16 protein-coding genes are annotated in these 18,743 nt (G+C 63.8%); 9 read left to right on the top strand and 7 right to left on the bottom strand.

The window, feature by feature from the left end; genetic code table 11:
• Positions 1-9 precede the first annotated feature (9 nt).
• Entirely contained in the window at positions 10-759 is a 750-nt protein-coding gene (locus tag ACSSU5_RS22085) for a FadR/GntR family transcriptional regulator (protein WP_264313615.1), read from the bottom strand.
• 197 nt (positions 760-956) lie between these two features.
• Between ACSSU5_RS22085 and ACSSU5_RS22080 the strand changes: the two genes are divergently transcribed.
• Positions 957-1,607 carry a DUF998 domain-containing protein gene (locus ACSSU5_RS22080; RefSeq protein ID WP_492559815.1) on the top strand — a complete coding sequence of 217 codons (651 nt, stop codon included), beginning with the start codon at positions 957-959 and terminating at the stop codon, positions 1,605-1,607.
• Between the two features lie 74 nt (positions 1,608-1,681).
• A complete protein-coding gene (locus ACSSU5_RS22075) occupies positions 1,682-2,011 on the top strand; it encodes a hypothetical protein (RefSeq protein WP_264313616.1) in 330 nt (109 codons plus the stop codon).
• A gap of 123 nt (positions 2,012-2,134) precedes the next feature.
• Here ACSSU5_RS22075 and ACSSU5_RS22070 read toward each other — a convergent pair whose 3' ends face one another.
• A complete protein-coding gene (locus tag ACSSU5_RS22070) occupies positions 2,135-3,070 on the bottom strand; it encodes a LysR family transcriptional regulator (RefSeq protein ID WP_264313617.1) in 936 nt (311 codons plus the stop codon).
• Positions 3,071-3,097: 27 nt separating this feature from the next.
• Positions 3,098-4,072 carry a quinone oxidoreductase family protein gene (locus tag ACSSU5_RS22065; RefSeq protein WP_492559814.1) on the bottom strand — a complete coding sequence of 325 codons (975 nt, stop codon included), beginning with the start codon at positions 4,070-4,072 and terminating at the stop codon, positions 3,098-3,100.
• A 191-nt stretch (positions 4,073-4,263) separates the two neighbouring features.
• On the opposite strand from ACSSU5_RS22065, the gene ACSSU5_RS22060 reads away from it, so the two are divergent.
• A complete protein-coding gene (locus ACSSU5_RS22060) occupies positions 4,264-5,184 on the top strand; it encodes a LysR family transcriptional regulator (protein ID WP_264313934.1) in 921 nt (306 codons plus the stop codon).
• On the opposite strand, the gene ACSSU5_RS22055 is transcribed toward ACSSU5_RS22060, so the two are convergent.
• The gene (locus ACSSU5_RS22055; protein WP_264313619.1) at positions 5,169-5,684 is read right to left on the bottom strand and encodes a DMT family transporter; all 516 of its coding nucleotides are present in this window, start codon (positions 5,682-5,684) and stop codon (positions 5,169-5,171) included. The two genes, ACSSU5_RS22060 and ACSSU5_RS22055, sit on opposite strands and share 16 nt — an antisense overlap.
• 224 nt (positions 5,685-5,908) lie before the next feature.
• Between ACSSU5_RS22055 and ACSSU5_RS22050 the strand changes: the two genes are divergently transcribed.
• Entirely contained in the window at positions 5,909-6,673 is a 765-nt protein-coding gene (locus ACSSU5_RS22050) for a hypothetical protein (RefSeq protein WP_264313620.1), read from the top strand.
• A gap of 21 nt (positions 6,674-6,694) precedes the next feature.
• Here the strand turns inward: ACSSU5_RS22050 and ACSSU5_RS22045 are convergent, their stop codons facing one another.
• Positions 6,695-7,273 carry a hypothetical protein gene (locus ACSSU5_RS22045; RefSeq protein ID WP_264313621.1) on the bottom strand — a complete coding sequence of 193 codons (579 nt, stop codon included), beginning with the start codon at positions 7,271-7,273 and terminating at the stop codon, positions 6,695-6,697.
• 216 nt (positions 7,274-7,489) lie between these two features.
• Here ACSSU5_RS22045 and ACSSU5_RS22040 point away from each other — a divergent pair, with 216 nt between their 5' ends.
• Both ACSSU5_RS22040 and ACSSU5_RS22035 read left to right on the top strand, forming a co-directional pair.
• Positions 7,490-9,610 (top strand): TonB-dependent receptor, encoded by a 2,121-nt coding sequence (locus tag ACSSU5_RS22040; RefSeq protein WP_264313622.1) that lies wholly within the window; start codon positions 7,490-7,492, stop codon positions 9,608-9,610.
• A 185-nt stretch (positions 9,611-9,795) separates the two neighbouring features.
• A complete protein-coding gene (locus ACSSU5_RS22035; protein WP_492559813.1) occupies positions 9,796-10,095 on the top strand; it encodes a hypothetical protein in 300 nt (99 codons plus the stop codon).
• Between the two features lie 32 nt (positions 10,096-10,127).
• On the opposite strand, the gene ACSSU5_RS22030 is transcribed toward ACSSU5_RS22035, so the two are convergent.
• Together ACSSU5_RS22030 and ACSSU5_RS22025 are read right to left on the bottom strand one after the other, a co-directional pair.
• Positions 10,128-10,940, bottom strand: coding sequence for a class I SAM-dependent methyltransferase (locus ACSSU5_RS22030; RefSeq protein WP_264313624.1), 813 nt, complete (start codon positions 10,938-10,940; stop codon positions 10,128-10,130).
• Between the two features lie 291 nt (positions 10,941-11,231).
• A complete protein-coding gene (locus ACSSU5_RS22025; RefSeq protein WP_492559812.1) occupies positions 11,232-13,418 on the bottom strand; it encodes an OsmC domain/YcaO domain-containing protein in 2,187 nt (728 codons plus the stop codon).
• 253 nt (positions 13,419-13,671) lie between these two features.
• Here ACSSU5_RS22025 and ACSSU5_RS22020 point away from each other — a divergent pair, with 253 nt between their 5' ends.
• The 3 genes from ACSSU5_RS22020 to ACSSU5_RS22010 are packed head-to-tail and all read left to right on the top strand — an operon-like array spanning position 13,672 to position 17,752.
• The gene (locus ACSSU5_RS22020; RefSeq protein WP_264313626.1) at positions 13,672-14,130 is read left to right on the top strand and encodes a (2Fe-2S)-binding protein; all 459 of its coding nucleotides are present in this window, start codon (positions 13,672-13,674) and stop codon (positions 14,128-14,130) included.
• Positions 14,130-16,388, top strand: a complete 2,259-nt coding sequence (locus ACSSU5_RS22015; RefSeq protein WP_492559811.1) for a xanthine dehydrogenase family protein molybdopterin-binding subunit — start codon at positions 14,130-14,132, stop codon at positions 16,386-16,388. The genes ACSSU5_RS22020 and ACSSU5_RS22015 overlap by 1 nt, the downstream gene beginning before the upstream one ends.
• 17 nt (positions 16,389-16,405) lie before the next feature.
• Positions 16,406-17,752 carry a c-type cytochrome gene (locus ACSSU5_RS22010; RefSeq protein WP_492559810.1) on the top strand — a complete coding sequence of 449 codons (1,347 nt, stop codon included), beginning with the start codon at positions 16,406-16,408 and terminating at the stop codon, positions 17,750-17,752.
• The last annotated feature ends 991 nt before the right edge of the window (positions 17,753-18,743 follow it).

Raw genomic sequence — 18,743 nt, 5'->3', positions numbered from 1 at the left:
CCAGAGGCCTCAGCCCCCCTGCGCCTCGGCTTCTTCATGCGCCTGGCGCAGCCGCTCGCGGCTGTTGCTCAGGTGCATGCGCATGGCCATCTTCGCCCCTTCGCTGTCACGACGGGCAATCGCTTCGTAAATGGCCTCGTGCTCATGCATCAACCGGCTCATGTAGTGCGCCTGGTCATCATGGGCCAGGCGCGCCGAATTGAGCCGGGTACGCGGGATGATGCTGGTCCCCAGGTGGTTGATGATGTCGGCAAAGTAGTGGTTGCCGCTGGCCTGGGCGATGCGCAGGTGGAACTGGAAATCCGCCGACACGGCATCGGTCGCATGGGCCGCGCCTTCGTTGAGCTCGTCCAGCGCTGCACGCATGCCGACCAGCTGTTCGTCACTGCGCCGTTGCGCCGCCAGCCCCGCCGACTCGATTTCCAGGGCAATACGCAACTCCAGTACCGCCAGCACTTCGCGCAGGGTCACCACGGTCGCCGGGTCGATACGGAAACCGCCCGTGGCCGGCGCATCCAGCACGAACGTGCCGATGCCATGCCGGGTCTCGACCTGGCCTGCAGCCTGCAGCCGCGAGATGGCCTCACGCACCACCGTGCGGCTGACGCCCTCTTCGGCCATGATCTGTGATTCGGTCGGCAGCTTGTCGCCGCGCTTGAGCTGGCCGCTGCGAATGCGCTCGGTCAGCACCGTGACCAACTCTTGGGCCAGACTGCGCGGCTTGCGCCGGGTCCTTGCCTGTACCTGCTGCTCTGTCATGCCCTGTATTTCACCTTGAAAGACAGCGCCCATGATAGCGCAAGCAGTTGTACGATCACATACACCCAATGCGGTATTTCACGTTGTGTCTGCGCCACTCACTCCGCAAAAAACGTCGCTCACGCGCTGGCCTACGCCCTGTGCAAGGCTGTACTGTGCGCCTTTGCGCTTACTTATCCATGGAAGGAAACGGCAGCATGAAACCCCTCGACCGTCTTCTGCTGGCCTGTGGCCTGCTGATCCCCGTCTGGCTGTTGGCCGGCGTCTGGCTGACTGGCCAGGCCTACCCAGGCTTTAACCACCTGCAACAGGCCATGAGCCAACTCGGCGCCGTGGGTGCACCGACCGGGCGCTGGTCGCCATGGGTCAACAACTTCCCCTTGGCCGCGCTGTTCGCCCTGTTTGCCTGGGGCTTGGCCCGTCGCTGGCAGGGGTCTGCCCTGGCACGGGCCAGCGCCGCGCTGGTGCTGCTGCATGGCCTGGGCAGCCTGGGCACTGGCTGGTTCCCCTGCGACCAGGGCTGTGCACCTGTAGAACCCTCGTTTTCCCAGCAGTTGCACAACCTCTCGGGCCTGCTGATGTTTCTTTCGTTGACCCTGGCCACTGCCTTGTGGGCGTGGCTGGGCAACCGGGTTGCCGACTCGCGGACGTTGGCGCTGTTCTCCCTGGTGTGTGTGGTGCTGGCGATCGTGACGGTCGCGTTGATGGGGCAGGCCGCTCAAAGTGGCCATCTGTTCGGCCTGTACCAGCGCCTGAACTACGGCGTGTCGGTGATCTGGGTGGCGGCCCTGGCCTGGGCCAGCTTGCGCGCTCCCGCCACAAGGCCGCTGCGCATGGCCACGGTCTGACGGCAAATTGCTGGCCCCCAGCGGCTTGAAGCGAAGGCAAACTCCCTTCTCCTTCAGATGCTTAGGACAGCAACATGCGAGTACTTCTAGCAACGATGGCCGGCTGCCTGCTGGCCACGGCCGCCTTCAGCGCCCAAGCCAAGGCGCTGAGCCAGAACGATCGCCATACCTGCGGCTGGGGCGCGCAAATCGCTGCAGAGGCTCAGCAGGCCAAGCTATCCGGTGTGACCCTGTATGCCACGCGCAACAAGCTACAGACGCGCAGGTTCGCCAAACCGTGGATGCGCATGACCGCTTTTGGCATTACCGAGCAGACCTACAACAGCCGTTCGCGATTGAAGCCAGCCGCGATCAAGCAGACCTACTATGAGCAATGCGTGCAGCATGCCGTTGCCAGACGATAAATCTATATTTATCAAAATGTTAAACGACATATCTATCACTAAACATTAGCAGTAAATCAATGAACTAAAATTAATTTTTATCGTTGTTTTTCAATAATTTGCAGGTAGATATTAAAGCCAATCCTAAATACGCTCGCCCTGGTGCCGCCAGGGCGCTCCCGTACTGAATCGCTCATCCACCCACGCCCTGAAAACCCCCATTGCAGCCGTGTTCAGCCGTGCTGTCGGGCGTACCAGGTAGATCCCCGCCGCCACATCGAGCTGCCATTGCGGCAGCACGCGCACCAGGCGTCCACTGGCCAGGTCGTCGCCCATCAGCCAGTCGCCCCCCGCAAGGATGCCAACGCCCCGACGGGCAGCTTCGAGCAAGGCTTCATTGTCATTACTACGCAACGAACCACCGACCTTGACGCTGACTTGCTGCGCTTGCCGGGTCAGGCGCCATTCGGGAAACGATCGCAAACCACTGAAACCCAGGCAGTTGTGCCCGGCCAGCTGCTCGGGCTGTAGCGGCGTGCCGTGCCGGGCGAGGTAGTCGGGCGATGCACAAAGAATACGCAGGTGGTCGCACAGCCTTTTGGCCACCAGGCGGTTGTCGGCCAGCTCGCCGATGCGGATGGCCGCATCGAAGCCTTCGCCGATCAGGTCAACGAAGCGGTCGGCATACTCGGCCTCTACCGTCACCTGCGGATAAGCCAGCACGAAATCCGCCAGCATGCCACTCAACCAACGCCGCCCCATGGCGGCCGGCAAGGCCAGGCGCAGGCGCCCTCTTACGGTTACCGCACCTTCAGTGGCCTCCTGTTCGGCTTCGGCAATCAGCCGGCTGGCCTCGCGAACACGCGCCACCAGGCGCTCGCCCTCATCAGTGAAGCGCAGCTGCCGCGTGCTGCGCTCCACCAGACGGATGCCAAGGCGTGCCTCCAATGCACTCAGGCGCTTGGACAGCACCGTGGGATGGCGCTCCAACTGCCGTCCGGCAGCCGCGAACGACCCCTGTTCGTGCAAGGCCAGCAACGTGGCAAGTTCATCGGCGCGGCGGCTGTCGAAGGCATCCATGGCAAGGCTCGGCAGAAAGTAGGGAAGTCAGGCGGTCAGGATCAACGCCCCTTCCGACAACCCCTGCTCCAGGTCTGTGTGAGCCCTGGCCGCTTCGGCCAACGGGTAGCGGCGCCAGACCCGAGGCTGGATGATACCCTCGGCGACCGCCGCCAGCACGTCGCCAGCGCGCTGCTGGTACTCCGCGACGGTACGCGTGTGTGCTGCCAGCGACGGCCGTGTCAGGTACAGCGAGCCCTTGGCATTGAGCGTTGCCACTTCAATGGCCGCCGGCGCGCCGGAGGTTCCACCGAACGACACCAGCAAGCCGCGCGGGCGCAGGCTGTCCAACGACGCCTCCAGAGACACCTTGCCGACACAGTCGTACACCACGTCCACGCCCTCGCCCTGAGCCAGCTCGCGCACCTGGCGGGCCAAGGTGGCGGCGTCAAAGACCAGCACGTGATGGCAGCCCGCCGCCCGCGCCCGTTCCACGCTCTGCGGTCGCGAAACCACGCCGATCACCGTCGCCCCCAGGTGCCTGGCCCAGGACGCCATGAGCTGCCCCAGTGCCCCGCCCGCGCCGTACAGCAACACCTGGGTGCCCGGCCCCACGGCGTAGGTGCTCTTTAGCAGGTACTGCGCGGTGATGCCCTTGAACAACACGGCTGCTGCGGCTTCCTCACCCAGCAAGCCCGGCAGTTTGACCAGGCGCTCGGCAGGGAACAACCGCCCGCTGGCATAACCGCCTACCGGGCCCATCGCATACGCCACCCGATCTCCCACGCGGACATTGTCCACCCCTTCACCCACCGCGCTCACCCGCCCGGCGCCTTCAAGCCCCAGGCCAGAGGGCAATGCCAGGGGCGCCCCGCCCTTGCGCTGCAGCACATCCAGTGGGTTGACGCCCATGGCGGTCTGCTCCAGCCAGACCTGGCCGGGCCCTGGAGCTTGTGGTTGTGTGTGTTGCACGTGCATGACGTCGGCAGTGCCGGTGGCGTTGAGTATGATGCGGCTGGCCATGATCGATTCCTGCAAGGTTGAGGGGTTCGATACAGGCTAATTAGGCAGGATAAGTTGAACAATAAGGGGCATTGCAGATGATTTCTGTAAGGTGTGCAGCAATGCCTGCCTATCGCATCGCGCCCGCAGCAGGGCCGGGAGATCTGTTAGGCTGATCAATGCCCTCCCAGTCAGCCTCGACTATTCGCCCCATGGATGAACTGCGCAAGATCGACCTCAACCTGCTCCTGGCCCTGCACGCGCTGTTGAGCGAGAAGCACGTCACTCGCGCCGCCCTTCGCCTGCATCGCAGCCAGCCGGCAGTGAGCCACGCACTGGCGCAGTTGCGCAGGCACTTCGACGACCCCTTGCTGATCCGCCAGAACGGCCGCATGGCCCTGACCGCGCGGGCGCAGTCACTGGCCAAGCCGCTGCAAGATGCCTTGGGCAGCCTCAATGCCCTGCTGGCCGCGCCGCTGTTCGATCCTGCCAAGGCGCAGCGCCGTTTTCGCTTGTCGTTGTCCGACTATTCCTCGCGCATCATCCTTCCACCCTTGGTCCGCCACGTGCGCCAGGTGGCCCCGGGCGTGGATCTGGCGATCAGCCAGGCCAGCCGCGAAACCATGCTGGCTCAACTGCTCGACGGCGAGCTCGACCTGGCCCTGGGCATATTCCCCGAACTGCCGCAGGACATCACCGCCCAAGCACTGTTCCAGGAAAGCTTCATCAGCGTCGCCGACCGCCAGGTACTGCCCACCTCCGGGGGCCTGGCATTGGCCGACTGGCTGGCTCGCCCCCATGTATTGATGGCCATGCGCCCGGATGCCCACGATGAAATCGAGCGCGTACTGGCTGCCCACGGCCTGCACCGGCGAATTGCCCTGGCATTGCCGCACTGGAGCGCGGCGGTCGAGGTGCTTGCCGGCACCGACCTGATTCTCACCGTGGCCAGCCGCGCGGTAGGCTCATTGCAGCAGCACAAGGCGTTGCGACAGTTTGAACCGCCACTGGCCATTCCCTCCTTTGCCTATCAACAAGCCTGGCATAGCCGCAAGGACAGCGACCCTGGGCACCGCTGGCTGCGCGAAGCCGTGTGGGCATGCAGCCAGCCACTTGGTCAGCCTTCTGACTGATTGAGCACAGTCGGCTTGGCCGCAGCGCTCGTCGCCCAGTTGCCCTGCACCAAAAACACCCCGCACAGAATCAGCACCACCCCAGCCAGCTTGGCCAGGCTGATCGGCTTGCCTGCCAACCCCATCAATCCGAAATGATCAGCGGCTACCGCCGTCACGATCTGCCCTGCCACCACCAATGCAAGAAAACCCGCAGCGCCCAGTTTCGGCGTAAGCGCCGCCGCGCCAGCAACATACAAGGCGCCCAGTACGCCGCCAGCCCACAGCCACCAAGGCCCTTGAAGCGCCTTGCCCATGTCTGGCGCGGGTACCCTGAGGATCAACAGCGCAGCAATCACCACCACCGAGCTCACTGCCAGCGAAGTGAATGCCCCCCACAACCAATGCCCCATGGCCCGGCCGACAGCGGCGTTGCCTGCGGCCTGAAAAGGCAGCAACGCACCGGCGAGCAGGGCCATGGCAACGGGGAGAACAACGAAAAACAGGGCTTTGCTGAACATGGCCGGCCTCAACTGAATAGTGACGTTGGCCATGATCGGTACATTTGCCTACACGATGGAAATCGAAAATATGCACGCGGACTATTCGCGCGATGCATGGCTGGACACTGGCCGCTGACACTGGGCAACCCCAGACCCCATCCGTTGAGCTAGGATGCTCGCCTTGCGCGTCCACAGGCTGTCGGACGCAGCACGCCTTTCCCCTTTGTGATGGAACACATTCGATGAGCGAAGAACGCAAGACCCAGCTGGACCACGGCCTGTTGCCGACCCGCAACCTTGCTGAATGCCTGGCGGTCAACTCACTCACCCTCGCAACGGCCGTCGCCCAACAACTGCCGACCGCACTGGGCGCATGCCTGATGCAAACAGCCGCAGAAACACAAGCCCTGGGGCTTTCGAAAAAAGTCGCCGGCATCGGCCTGGCGCTTGGCCAATGGCTGGATCAGGCCCCCCTGCAAACGCGACAGCAGGCCTTCGAATGCTGCTATACCCACCCTTCAGATACGGTGCGTAGCTGGGCGGCCTTCGCACAGGCTCACCTCACGCGTGGCCTTGACCTGCAGTCTGCCCTGTTGGCCCAATTGCGCTTCGCCAAGGACACCCACTTTGGTGTCCGCGAGTGGGCATGGATCGCCTTGCGCCCACGGCTGAGCGTGGACCTCCCTTCGGCCCTTGAGCTGCTGGGTGTACATGCCAGCAGCGACGATCCGCTGGTTCGCCGATTTTGCATCGAAGTCCTTCGCCCACGCGGCGTCTGGTGCGAACACATAGCGGCCCTCAAGCAGGCGCCGGAGGCCGCCGAAGCGTTGCTGGTGCCCCACCTGGCCGAAGCCGAAAAGTACGCCCAGGACTCGGTCGCCAACTGGCTCAATGACGCCAGCAAAACCCGCCCGGACTGGGTGCTCGACCTGTTCGAGCGCTACCCACCGGCGTGCAAGGCCTCACGCCGCATCCAGCAACGGGCCACACGCAGCCTGGCCCGCTGAATCAGGGGTGAGCCGCCGCCGTCAGCGTGACGTCTCGACCCTCAGCACTTCGGTATAGATGGCATCGACCGTCTGGCCAACCTTGAGGTTTTTCATCCGCGCCTGCAGGTCGGGGTTCTCGACCTTGACCACCTGCAGCTTGCCCTCCGGTGGCAGCAGGCTCACTTCATGCTGCTTCAGGTCGATCTTCTTGATCTGCGACGTGACCCTGACCTGGCGGAACGCTTCGCCGCCCGGGTTGGGGTTGTCTTTGGTGGCGCGGATGGTGCCGGACTCATCACTCACCTTGGGCGCACCGCCCACATCGGTATTGAGCACATAGGCCACGGCGCGGGTCACGTAGATGTCGACCGTGTCGCCGACCTTGAGGTTGGGCAGGGCCTTGGCCTTTTCCGTCAACTGGAAGGTCACAGGCTTGTCGTTGGCGCCCTGCACCGTGACCTGGCGGCTGGCCAGATCGATGGCCAGCACCTGGGTGGTGACATGGCTTTCCAGCGCTTCACTGCCAATCGGCACATCAGCGGCCTGGGCCGTGAAGCTGCCAGCGAAGACCAGCGAGGCGAGTGCGACAGCGCGAGCGAGAGAACTAATGGGTTTCATAGGCCTGCTTCCCTGTGATCGTTTCCGGGTGGGCGCGTGAAATGTTCACGCGCCCACAAGCATAGCCATTGTCGGGTGCCCTGCTCCCCCGCCCAGGCCTGCGTCACATTTCGTCCGCCTTGTGGCTTGCATTAGCAAATGAGATTTCTTTACACTTGCTTTACATTTACAAATCATTACTATTCGCGCACCCAAAACAACAAAGAGTCACCTGTAATGGCAAAAAAGTCTGTTGCCCCGGCATCGCTATCCATGCTGGGCCTTCTGGTGGTCCCTGCTGTTCATGCTGAAACCCAAAACACCCTCGCCCTGCCCGCCACTGCCGTTACCAGCGCTTACGAGCAGCAAAGCTACAAGGCCAGTGACAGCCGTAGCGCACTGAAAATCGATGCGCCCCTTCGCGATATTCCGCAGACAGTCAACGTCGTGCCGGAGAGCGTGATCAAGGACCAGGGCGCCCAGTCCATGGAAGACGTGCTGAAAAACGTCCCTGGCATCGGCCTTTCCAACGGCGACGGCCAGCGCGACCAAGTGACCATCCGCGGCTTCAGTGCCATTGGCGACATGTACATCGACGGCGTGCGTGACGACGCCCTGTACTTTCGCGACCTGTCCAACATCGAGCGCGTCGAGGTCATCAAAGGCCCCGCTGCCGTGCTCTATGGCCGCGGATCGTCGGGTGGCCTGATCAACAGCATCAGCAAGAAGCCCGGTTTCGCACCCAAGCGCGAGGTGGGCGTGAACTTCGACAGCGAAGGCAAGCGCCGCACCCAGTTCGACACCGGCTGGGCAGACCCGCAGGGCAACCAGGCCTACCGTGTGACCGGGGCCTTCGAAGACAGCGACACCTTCCGCGACGATGGCTACATCGACCGCAAGGCCATTGCACCGTCGGCCTACTTCAGGCTGTCCGATGACCTGGAGCTGAACCTGGGCGCCACCTACCTGTACGACAAGCGCCTGATCGACTTCGGCATCCCCGCCCTGGGCAACCGGCCCGTGAATGTGGACCGCGACAAGCGCTTTGGCTCCGGCGATGCCGACCAGGACTACGCCCGCAGCGAAGTATTCTCGCTGACCGCGAGCCTCGACTACCGCATCAACGACGACTTCACCCTGACTAATACCAGCCGTTACTACCGCTACGACCTGGACCGCAACAACACCCTGGCCGACAGCAGCCCGACACGTTTCGTCACCGCGCCCAACGGCGAGTTGCTGGTCAAGCTCAACCGCGGCAACGTGGCGCGCGACGAGTACGGCCTGTTCAACCAGACCGAACTCAAGCAGCAGGCGCAACTGGCCGGCATGCAGCACAACCTGCTGTATGGCGTCGAAGTCGGCTTCCAGGACAAGTACCAACGGGTGCTGAGCCAGAACAACGTGGCGCAGGTGCCGGTGTACCGCGACGCGCTGGTACCGGTGCCGGACCACGCCGCCAATCTCTCGTCAAAGGGCACCAACGCCCAGCAGACCACAGGCCTGTACGTGCAAGACCTGATCGAGCTGAATGCCCAGTGGAAGGCGCTTGTGGGTGTGCGCTACGACATCTTCGGCCAGGAATATGACGACGACCGCGTGCAAAACGTCGACCTCGACCGCACCGACAAGACCTGGAGCCCGCGCGCCGGCCTGGTGTTCCAGCCGGACGCCATGCAGTCCTACTACGTCTCGGTCAGCCGCAGCTACCAGCCCTCGGGCGAAGTGTTCGCGGTCAGCCCGAGCAACCAGCACCTGGAGCCCGAAGAAACCACCAACTACGAGTTGGGCGCCAAGTGGGACCTGCTCGACAACCGCCTGTCGGTCACCGCAGCGGTGTTCCGCCTCGAACGCACCAACATGAAAACCGCCGACCCGGCCAACCCGAACCTGACCGTGCTGGCCGGCGAGCAGCGCACCGATGGCTTCGAAGCCACCCTCAGCGGGCAGCTCACGGACAAATGGCAGATCTACGCGGGCTACGCCTACCTGGACGCCGAGATCACCAAGTCCAACAGCAAGACCAATGGCGTGGCCAACGAAGGCCAGACCCCAACGCTCACGCCGCGTAACAGCGCCAACGTCTGGCTGGTCCGCACCCTCACCCCGCAATGGCGCGTGGCTGCCGGCGCCAACTATGTCGACGACCGCTACACCGCGCTCGACAACGTGGTGGTGATGCCGGGCTACACCACCTTCGACGCTGCGCTGCTCTACAGCGTGCCGCAGTGGGATGCGGCCTTGCGCCTGAAGAACGTCTTCGACCGCGACTACTATGCCTCGGCACACGGCTCGGTGGACCTGATCACCCCAGGCGCACCGCGCACCCTGGAAGCCAGCCTCAACTACCGCTTCTGATCGCCCCGTCTTGCGGTTGCCCTTGCGCTGATGCATGGGCAACCGCTGCGTGTACCCGTAATCCGGTGACGGATGGTTCTCCGTTTCGCTTGAATGAAATATCCTGACAACATGCAGCGCAGCGCTTGATGCACCCGCCTTGAGCGCTTCGGCATTATTCGGACAATTCGGACAAGGAAATCGGCATGAGCAAAATCGGGGAGCGTCCATGGGCGCTCTGGGCAATGAACACGCTGCTCATTCTCGGCCTGGGGCTGAGCGCCGGCTGCTCCAGCAAAACCAGCAAGGCCCGCCATGCGGCCTCGACCGTTGGGTCCAACTGCTTCGCCAAAGCCTTGCCCAGCACCGGCGAAGGCGGCCTGGCCTGGGGCAATACGTTGAGCATTGCCCGGCAGAAGTCGCTGAACAACTGCGTTCGCTATGCGGGCCGATCGGGGGGGACGCCCAAGACTTGCCAGGTGGTGATGGCCAAGTGCAAGAACTAGGCGGCAGCCTCTGACCACGATGGGTAGCCCATTCAACGCCGCATGATCACCACCTCAAGGTACTCGCTGGGCACCACCAGCGAGGCCCCGCCGCCTATGTTGCTTTCATTCAACAGCGCGGTGAGGTCGCTCTCCAGCGCATTGGCGGCTTCAGGCTGCAAAGACGCAAACGCCTTGTGCACCGGCCCGTACCAGGTGCGGAACACATCGATGAAATGCGCCGCCGAGCGATAGCGGAAGTTGAAGTGTTGGCGGGTGACCTGCATCTGCCCGATCGCACTGCCAAACAGTTCCCGCAGTTGTTCCTCGTCTCCCCAGCGTGAGGGCGGCAATGCCCCGGCAGGTGGTGGAACGTGCCGCCCGAGGGTCTTGAACATCTGACCGACGAAACCCTGCGGCGTCCAGTTCGCCAGGCCGATCCGACCACCGGAACGGCAAACGCGGCCCAATTCTCGCGCAGCCTGCGCCTGGTCCGGCGCGAACATCACACCAAAGGTCGAGAGAACGGCATCGAATGCGCCATCGGCAAACGGCAGCGCTTCGGCATCGGCCACCTGAAACACCACGTTCAGGTGCTCGGCCTGCGCGCGCGCTTCGCCGCGCTTGAGCAGCTCGGCCACATAATCGGTGGAGGTGACACGGCTGCCGCGCCGCGCTGCGGCCAGGGTGGCATTGCCATTGCCGGCGGCAACATCCAGCACCTGCTCGTCCCAACGCAGGTCACAGGCTTCGGCCAGGCGTTCGCCGACCAGCTGCAAGGTGGTGCCGATAACGGCGTAGTCACCGCTGGCCCACGCCGCTTGCTGGCGGGCTTTCAAGGCATTGGTATCCAAAGGGGTGCTCATGGTCTGCGCCTTCTTGTTGTGCGCGGCCGAGGTCCTTCTGGCGGTCATCGCGCCATGGAGAGGTTGAGGTTCGAGCCCCAACGGGGCAGCAAAAAATTATGCGCCTGCCGGGGGATGCGGCAAGCGGTGGGGGGGTGAGAGGCAGGACGGATTTGAAATAGCAGAAAGAATTAACCGTTATATAAACTGCGAGGTGCACGTCTTGGGGCTTTTGGCGCCTATCAGACCGAGCGCCGCGCGGGCGGCGCTCGGCCTCAGCGGCGCCGCAAACCTCAAGACATGAAATCGCAGTCAGGCAAACTTGGCCCGAGCCGCATGCAGCTTCTTGTAGCTCTCGATCAAGCGCAAATGACGATCCAGCCCTTCCAGCTTCATGCTGGTCGGCGTCAAACCATGGAACCGCACGCTGCCATCCACCGAACCCAGCACCGCGTCCATCCGCGGGTTGCCGAACATGCGGCGGAAGTTGGTCTCGTAGTCTTCCATCTCCAGCTCATCATCCAGCACCACTTCCAGCACCACGTTCAGCGCCTGGTAGAACAGGCCACGCTCGACAGTGTTGTCGTTGAACTGGAGGAACGCCTCGACCAGCTCCTTGGCATCCTCGAAGCGCTGTACCGCCAGGCAGATCAGCAGCTTGAGCTCAAGAATGGTCAACTGGCCCCACACGGTGTTGTCGTCGAACTCGACCCCGATCAGCGTGGTGATGGTGGTGTAATCATCCACATCGCAGTTGTCCAGGCGCTTGAGCAGCAACTTCAGCGAGCGGTTGTCCAGGCTGTGCAGGTTGAGGATGTCGGCGCGGAACGACAAGGCCCGGTTGGTGTTGTCCCAGATCAGGTCCTCGACCGGGTAGATCTCCGAGTAGCCCGGCACCAGGATGCGGCACGCGGTGGCGCCCAGGTTGTCGTACACCGCCATGTACGCCTCTTTGCCCAGGTCTTCGAGGATGCCGAACAGGGTCGCGGCTTCCTGGGCGTTGGAGTCTTCGCCGTGGCCGGAGAAGTCCCACTCGACGAATTCGAAATCGGCCTTGGCACTGAAGAAGCGCCACGACACCACGCCGCTGGAGTCGATGAAGTGTTCGACGAAGTTGTTCGGCTCGGTCAGCGCGTGGCTTTCGAAAGTGGGTTGCGGCAGGTCATTCAGGCCTTCAAAGCTGCGGCCCTGCAGCAACTCGGTGAGGCTGCGCTCCAGCGCCACTTCAAGGCTCGGGTGCGCGCCGAACGAGGCGAACACACCACCGGTGCGCGGGTTCATCAAGGTGACGCACATCACCGGGAACTCACCGCCCAGCGACGCATCCTTGACCAGCACCGGGAAGCCCTGCTCTTCGAGGCCCTGGATGCCGGCGACGATACCTGGGTACTTGGCCAATACCGCCTGCGGTACGTCCGGCAGGCACAGCTCGCCTTCGAGGATCTCGCGCTTCACCGCCCGCTCGAAGATTTCCGACAGGCACTGCACCTGCGCTTCGGCCAGGGTGTTGCCAGCGCTCATGCCATTGCTGAGGAACAGGTTCTCGATCAGGTTGGACGGGAAGTACACCACCTCCTGGTCCGACTGGCGCACGAACGGCAACGAGCAGATGCCCCGCGCGGTATTGCCCGAATTGGTGTCGTACAGGTGCGAGCCGCGTAGTTCGCCGTCGGGGTTGTAGATCTCCAGGCAATTCTCGTCGAGGATCTCGCTGGGCAGCGCGTCCTTGGGCCCTGGCTTGAACCACTGCTCGTTCGGGTAATGCACGAACGCCGCGTTGGCGATGTCCTCGCCCCAGAACTGGTCGTTATAGAAGAAGTTGCAGTTCAGGCGCTCGATGAATTCACCCAGTGCCGAGGCCAGTGCGGCCTCCTTGGTCGAGCCCTTGCCGTTGGTGAAGCACATCGGCGACTGCGCGTCACGCACATGCAGCGACCACACGTTGGGCACGATATTGCGCCACGAGGCGATCTCGATCTTCATCCCGAGCCCGGCGAGGATCGCCGACATGTTGGCGATGGTCTGCTCCAGCGGCAGGTCCTTGCCGGGGATGTAGGTGGTGGTGTCCGACACCGGCATCAGCAAGCCTTGGGCATCGTCATCGAGGTTGTCCACCACCTCGATGACGAACTCAGGCCCGGTCTGAACGACCTTCTTCACCGTGCAGCGGTCGATGGAGCGCAGGATGCCCTGGCGGTCCTTCTCGGAGATGTCTTCGGGCAGCTCGACCTGGATCTTGAAAATCTGGTTGTAGCGGTTTTCCGGGTCGACGATGTTGTTTTGCGACAGGCGAATGTTTTCGGTGGGGATGTCGCGGGTCTGGCAGTACAGCTTCACGAAGTAAGCCGCGCACAACGCCGAAGACGCCAGGAAATAGTCGAACGGCCCTGGGGCCGAACCGTCGCCTTTGTAACGGATCGGTTGGTCGGCGATCACCGTGAAGTCGTCGAACTTGGCTTCGAGACGGAGATTGTCGAGAAAATTGACCTTGATTTCCATGCGGGATTACCGTGATTTAAGCGTGCAAAACGAAATTGGCCGGCATTATCCGGGTTTTTCACCTGGAAGTCCTGTTTGCCTGCCACAGCGCCTGCCTTGCGCATTCCACCGGATTACTTGCCTGATCCTCCTGACCTGCCGGCGGCGCCAGCTCACCGGTCAAAGTGCTGTGCTAGCGTTTCTGGACTGGGGGGCAACGTATCCCCCACTCAAGACAACGACGCGACAGCAACCGATGATGGGCAGGTGAACCATGGAACTACGCATCAACCAGAAGACCTATCAGGTCGAGGCCGACGCCGACACGCCCCTGCTGTGGGTGATCCGTGACGACCTCGGGCTGACCGGCACCAAGTACGGCTGCGGTCTGGCGCAATGCGGCGCCTGCTCGGTGCTGGTGGACGGCAGTGTGGTGCGCGCCTGCGTGACCCCAGTGGCGGGCGTGGTCGGGCGAGAGGTGACCACCATCGAGGCGATCGAGGATGACGCCGTCGGCAAGCGCGTGGTCGCGGCCTGGGTCGAACACCAGGTGGCCCAGTGCGGCTACTGCCAGTCAGGCCAGGTGATGGCCGCCACGGCGCTGCTCAAGCACACACCACAGCCCAGCGCTGAACAGATCGACGCGGCCATGGTCAACCTGTGCCGCTGCGGCACCTACAACGCTATCCATGCTGCCGTGCACGACCTTGCGGCCCAGCGGAAGGAGGCATGATGAGCACGCGCATCGATACCCCCACAGCGCATTTGGCGCTGCCATTGGGCGAGCCGGTGAACCTGTCGCGCCGTCGCTTCCTGTTAGCCTCGGCGGGCGCCGCCGCAGGCGCACTGGTACTCGGCTTTGGGCTGCCGCTGGGCTCAGCACGGGTCCAGGCCGCTACTGCTGCGGCCCAGGAACGCGGGACACACGTGCCGGCATTCCTCGAAATTCGCCCGGACAGCACCGTGCGCCTGCTCTGCCCGTTCATGGAGGGCGGCCAGGGCACCTACACCGCCATGGCGCAGATCGTCGGCGAAGAGCTGGACGCCGACCCGGCCACCTTCCTGGTCGACAGCGCGCCACCTGGCGAGGCTTACGTGGTGATGGAAAACGGCATGCGTATCACCGGCGGCAGCATGTCGGTGCGCATGAGCTACCCGACCATGCGCCGCCTCGGCGCCCTGGCCCGGGCCATGTTGCTGCAGGCAGGTGCCGAACAGTTGGGCGTGCCGGTTGGCGAACTCTCCACCGAACCTGGCAAGGTCGTCCACGCCGCATCCGGCCGCTCGGTGCCCTACGGTGAACTGGCCGAGCGCGCCCTCGACCTGCCCGTGCCAGACCCGGCCAGCGTGAAACTGCGCGACCCCAGCCAGTTCCGCTGGATCGGCAAACCGGTGCGCCGGGTCGACGCCTATGACAAATCCACCGGCAAAGCGCTGTACACCATCGACATCAAAGTTGACGGCATGCTGCACGCCGCCGTGCAGCATGCTCCGCGCCTGGGCATGACAGTGGGCAGCCTGCGCAACGAAGCACAGGTAAAAGCCATGAAAGGCGTGCACTCGGTGCATCAATTGCCCGGCGCGGTGGCGGTGGTCGCCGAACGTTGGTGGCATGCCAAGCGTGCGGTCGAGGCCATCCAGGTGGATTGGCAAGAAGCAGGCGCGGACAGCCCGGTGCGCACGATGCCGGCGGACTTTTCCAGTGACGCCCACCGTGACCGTCTGGCGGCCGAGCAAGGCCCAGCGCGCGATGAAGAACAGGAAGGCGATGTGGCCGGTGCGCTGGCCAGTGCCAAGACCAAGGTCGAGGCGACCTACCACAACCAGTACCTCAACCACGCCCAGCTTGAACCGCCCTCGGCCCTGGCCCGTTTCAACCCCGACGGCTCACTGGAGGTGTGGCTGCCCAACCAGGCCCCGGACATGTTCCGCGACGACATCGCCAAACGCACCGGCCTCGACCCCGCCCGCATCACCCTGCACTCGCCCCTGCTGGGCGGCTTCTTTGGCCGGCACTTTCTGTACGACTCGGCCAACCCCTACCCGCAGGCCATCGCCCTGGCCAAGGCTGTCGGCCGCCCGGTCAAACTGATCTGGAGCCGCGAGGAAGAGTTCCTGCGTGACGTGTTGCGCCCACTGGCCGTGGTCAAGTTCCGCGCCGCGCTGGATGCCGATGGCCTGCCCGTGGCCATTGAAGCCGTGAGCGCCACCGAAGGCCCGACCGAGGCACTGGCCGGCAAGCAAGGTGACAAGATCGACCCCACCGCCCTTGAGGGGCTGTCGGGCAAAGCGTACGCCATCGCCAATAAACGCATCGCCCAGATCTATGTCAAAGGCCCGCCCATGCTTGGCTACTGGCGTTCGGTGGGCAATTCGCTGAACGACTTCTTCTACGAAGCATTCCTCGACGAACTGGCGGACAAGGGCGGCAAGGACCCCTATGAATTGCGCCTGCATCTGTTGCGCGACAACCCGCGCCTGACGCACCTGCTGCAGGCGGTGGGCGAACTGTCCGGTGGCTGGAAGCGCGGGCCGTTCACGGCCGAGGACGGCAGCAAACGGGCGCGCGGCGTGGCCATGGCCTCGCCGTTCGGCTCGGAGGCGGCGGTGATCGCCGAGGTGTCGATCGACAACGGTCAGGTCAAGGTGCACGACATCTGGCAAGCGATCGACCCAGGCAGCATCGTCAACCCGGCGATCATTGAAGCCCAGGTCAACGGCGCCGTGGCCCTGGGCCTGTCGCAGACGCTGCTCGAAGAGGCGGTGTACATCGACGGCAAGCCCCGCGCGCGCAACTACGACCTGTACCCGATCCTGCCGCCTTCGCGCATGGCAAGGGTGCATGTGCGCATCGTCGAAAGCGGCGCGAAAATGGGCGGCATCGGTGAACCACCGCTACCTGCGGTCGCGCCAGCGGTGGCCAATGCGGTAGCACGGCTGACCGGCCAACGCATCCGCAGCATCCCCTTGAGCCGATACACCTTTACCTGAGCGGACCAGGAGCGCCCATGACCCACAGCCGATTCGCAAGAACCGCCGGCTGGCTGGCCTTGCCGTGCCTGGTCGCGGCAGGCCTGCTGGCCTGGTATGTCAGCCGAGAGCCCACCTCGCCGTTCATGGCAGAGCAGAACGCCAGCGCCGACCCCGCGCTGGTCAGCCGCGGCGAGTACGTGGCCCGGCTCAGCGACTGCGTGGCTTGCCACAGTCTGCCCGACGGCAAACCCTTCGCCGGAGGCCTGGAAATGGCCACGCCGCTGGGCGCCATTCATGCCACCAACATCACGCCCGACCAGGACAGCGGCATCGGCCGCTACAGCCTCGCCGACTTCGACCGCGCCGTGCGCCACGGCGTCGCCCCCGGTGGCCGGCGGCTGTACCCTGCGATGCCCTACCCCTCCTACGCCAAGCTCAGCGATGACGATGTGCGCGCCTTGTATGCGTTTTTCATGCAGGGCGTACAACCTGCCCAACAGCCGAACATCCCAGGCGAGATCCCCTGGCCGTTGAACATGCGCTGGCCCATCGCGTTATGGAACGGGCTGTTTGCCCCCACCACGCCCTATGCGACCAAGGCCGGCCAGGACGCCCTGTGGAATCGTGGCGCCTATATCGTCCAGGGCCCTGGGCACTGCGGCAGCTGCCATACCCCGCGTGGCCTGGCCTTCAACGAGAAGGCCCTGGATGAAGACGGCAAACCTTTCCTGGCCGGTGCGTTGCTCGATGGCTGGTACGCACCGAGCCTGCGCGCCGATCACAACACCGGCCTTGGGCGCTGGAGCGAAGCCGAGATCGCCCAGTTCCTCAAGACCGGGCGCAACCGGCATGCTGTGGTCTATGGCTCGATGACCGAGGCTTTCAACAACTCCACGCAGTTCATGAGCGACAATGACCTGGCGGCGATTGCCCGCTATCTGAAATCGCTGCCTGGCGATCCGCAGCGTGACGGCACGCCCTGGCAGTACCAGGCGGTATCGGCGGAGACGACGCTGGACCGCCCAGGCGCCCACACCTACGTCACGCGCTGCGCGTCTTGCCATGGGCTGGACGGCAAGGGCCAGGCCGAATGGATGCCGCCGCTGGCGGGTGCAACGTCGGCATTGGCCAACGAGAACGCCTCGGCGATCAACATCACCCTCAATGGCTCGCAACGGATCGTTGCGGCGGGCCTGCCCGATGCCTACCGCATGCCGGCCTTCCGCGAGCAGCTGTCGGACCAAGAGGTTGCCGAGGTGCTGAGCTTCGTGCGCAGTGCCTGGGGCAACCACGGCAGCGCGGTGGATGCGCAGGCAGTAGGCGCGTTGCGCGGGCACACCGACCCGGCCAGCAGCAGCCCGATTGTGTTGCACATGCGATGAAGTGCCGACCTTGTGGGAGCGGGCTTGCCCCGCGAAGAAGGCGACTCGGTGCATGGCACCGGCTTCGCCGGTGTTCGCGGGCAAGCCCGCTCCCACACGGCCCTGCTAAAGGCTAGAAGGGCGGCACAGGTATAACCCTTTGAAGAACAGGTATGGAAAGGCGGCAAGGACAAAGATCGCAAGCGAGTTGCCAACCCTGTGGGAGCGGGCTTGCCCCGCGAAGAAGGCGACTCGGTGTATGGCACCGGCTTCGCCGGTGTTCGCGGGCAAGCCCGCTCCCACACGCCCCTGCTAAAGGCTAGAAGGGCGGCACAGGTATAACCCTTTGAAGAACAGGTATGGAAAGGCGGCAAGGACAAAGATCGCAAGCGAGTTGCCAACCCTGTGGGAGCGGGCTTGCCCCGCGAAGAAGGCGACTCGGTGTATGGCACCGGCTTCGCCGGTGTTCGCGGGCAAGCCCGCTCCCACACGCCCCTGCTAAAGGCTAGAAGGGCGGCACAGGTATAACCCTTTGAAGAACAGGTATGGAAAGGCGGCAAGGACAAAGATCGCAAGCGAGTTGCCAACCCTGTGGGAGCGGGCTTGCCCCGCGAAGAAGGCGACTCGGTGTATGGCACCGGCTTCGCCGGTGTTCGCGGGCAAGCCCGCTCCCACACGCCCCTGCTAAAGGCTAGAAGGGTGGCACAGGTATAACCCTTTGAAGAACAGGTATGGAAAGGCGGCAAGGACAAAGATCGCAAGCGAGTTGCCAACCCTGTGGGAGCGGGCTTGCCCCGCGAAGAAGGCGACTCGGTGTATGGCACCGGCTTCGCCGGTGTTCGCGGGCAAGCCCGCTCCCACGCCCCTGCTAAAGACTAGAAGGGCGGCACAGGTATAACCCTTTGAAGAACAGGTATGGAAAGGCGTCAAGGACAAAGATCGCAAGCGAGTTGCCAACCCTGTGGGAGCGGGCTTGCCCCGCGAAGAAGGCGACTCGGTGTATGGCACCGGC

The sequence above is a fragment of the Pseudomonas sp. E1MeOHC2 genome (assembly GCF_058745025.1).
Note: the sequence above shows the minus strand (reverse complement) of the source record. Positions and strands in the feature narration are given on the sequence as shown.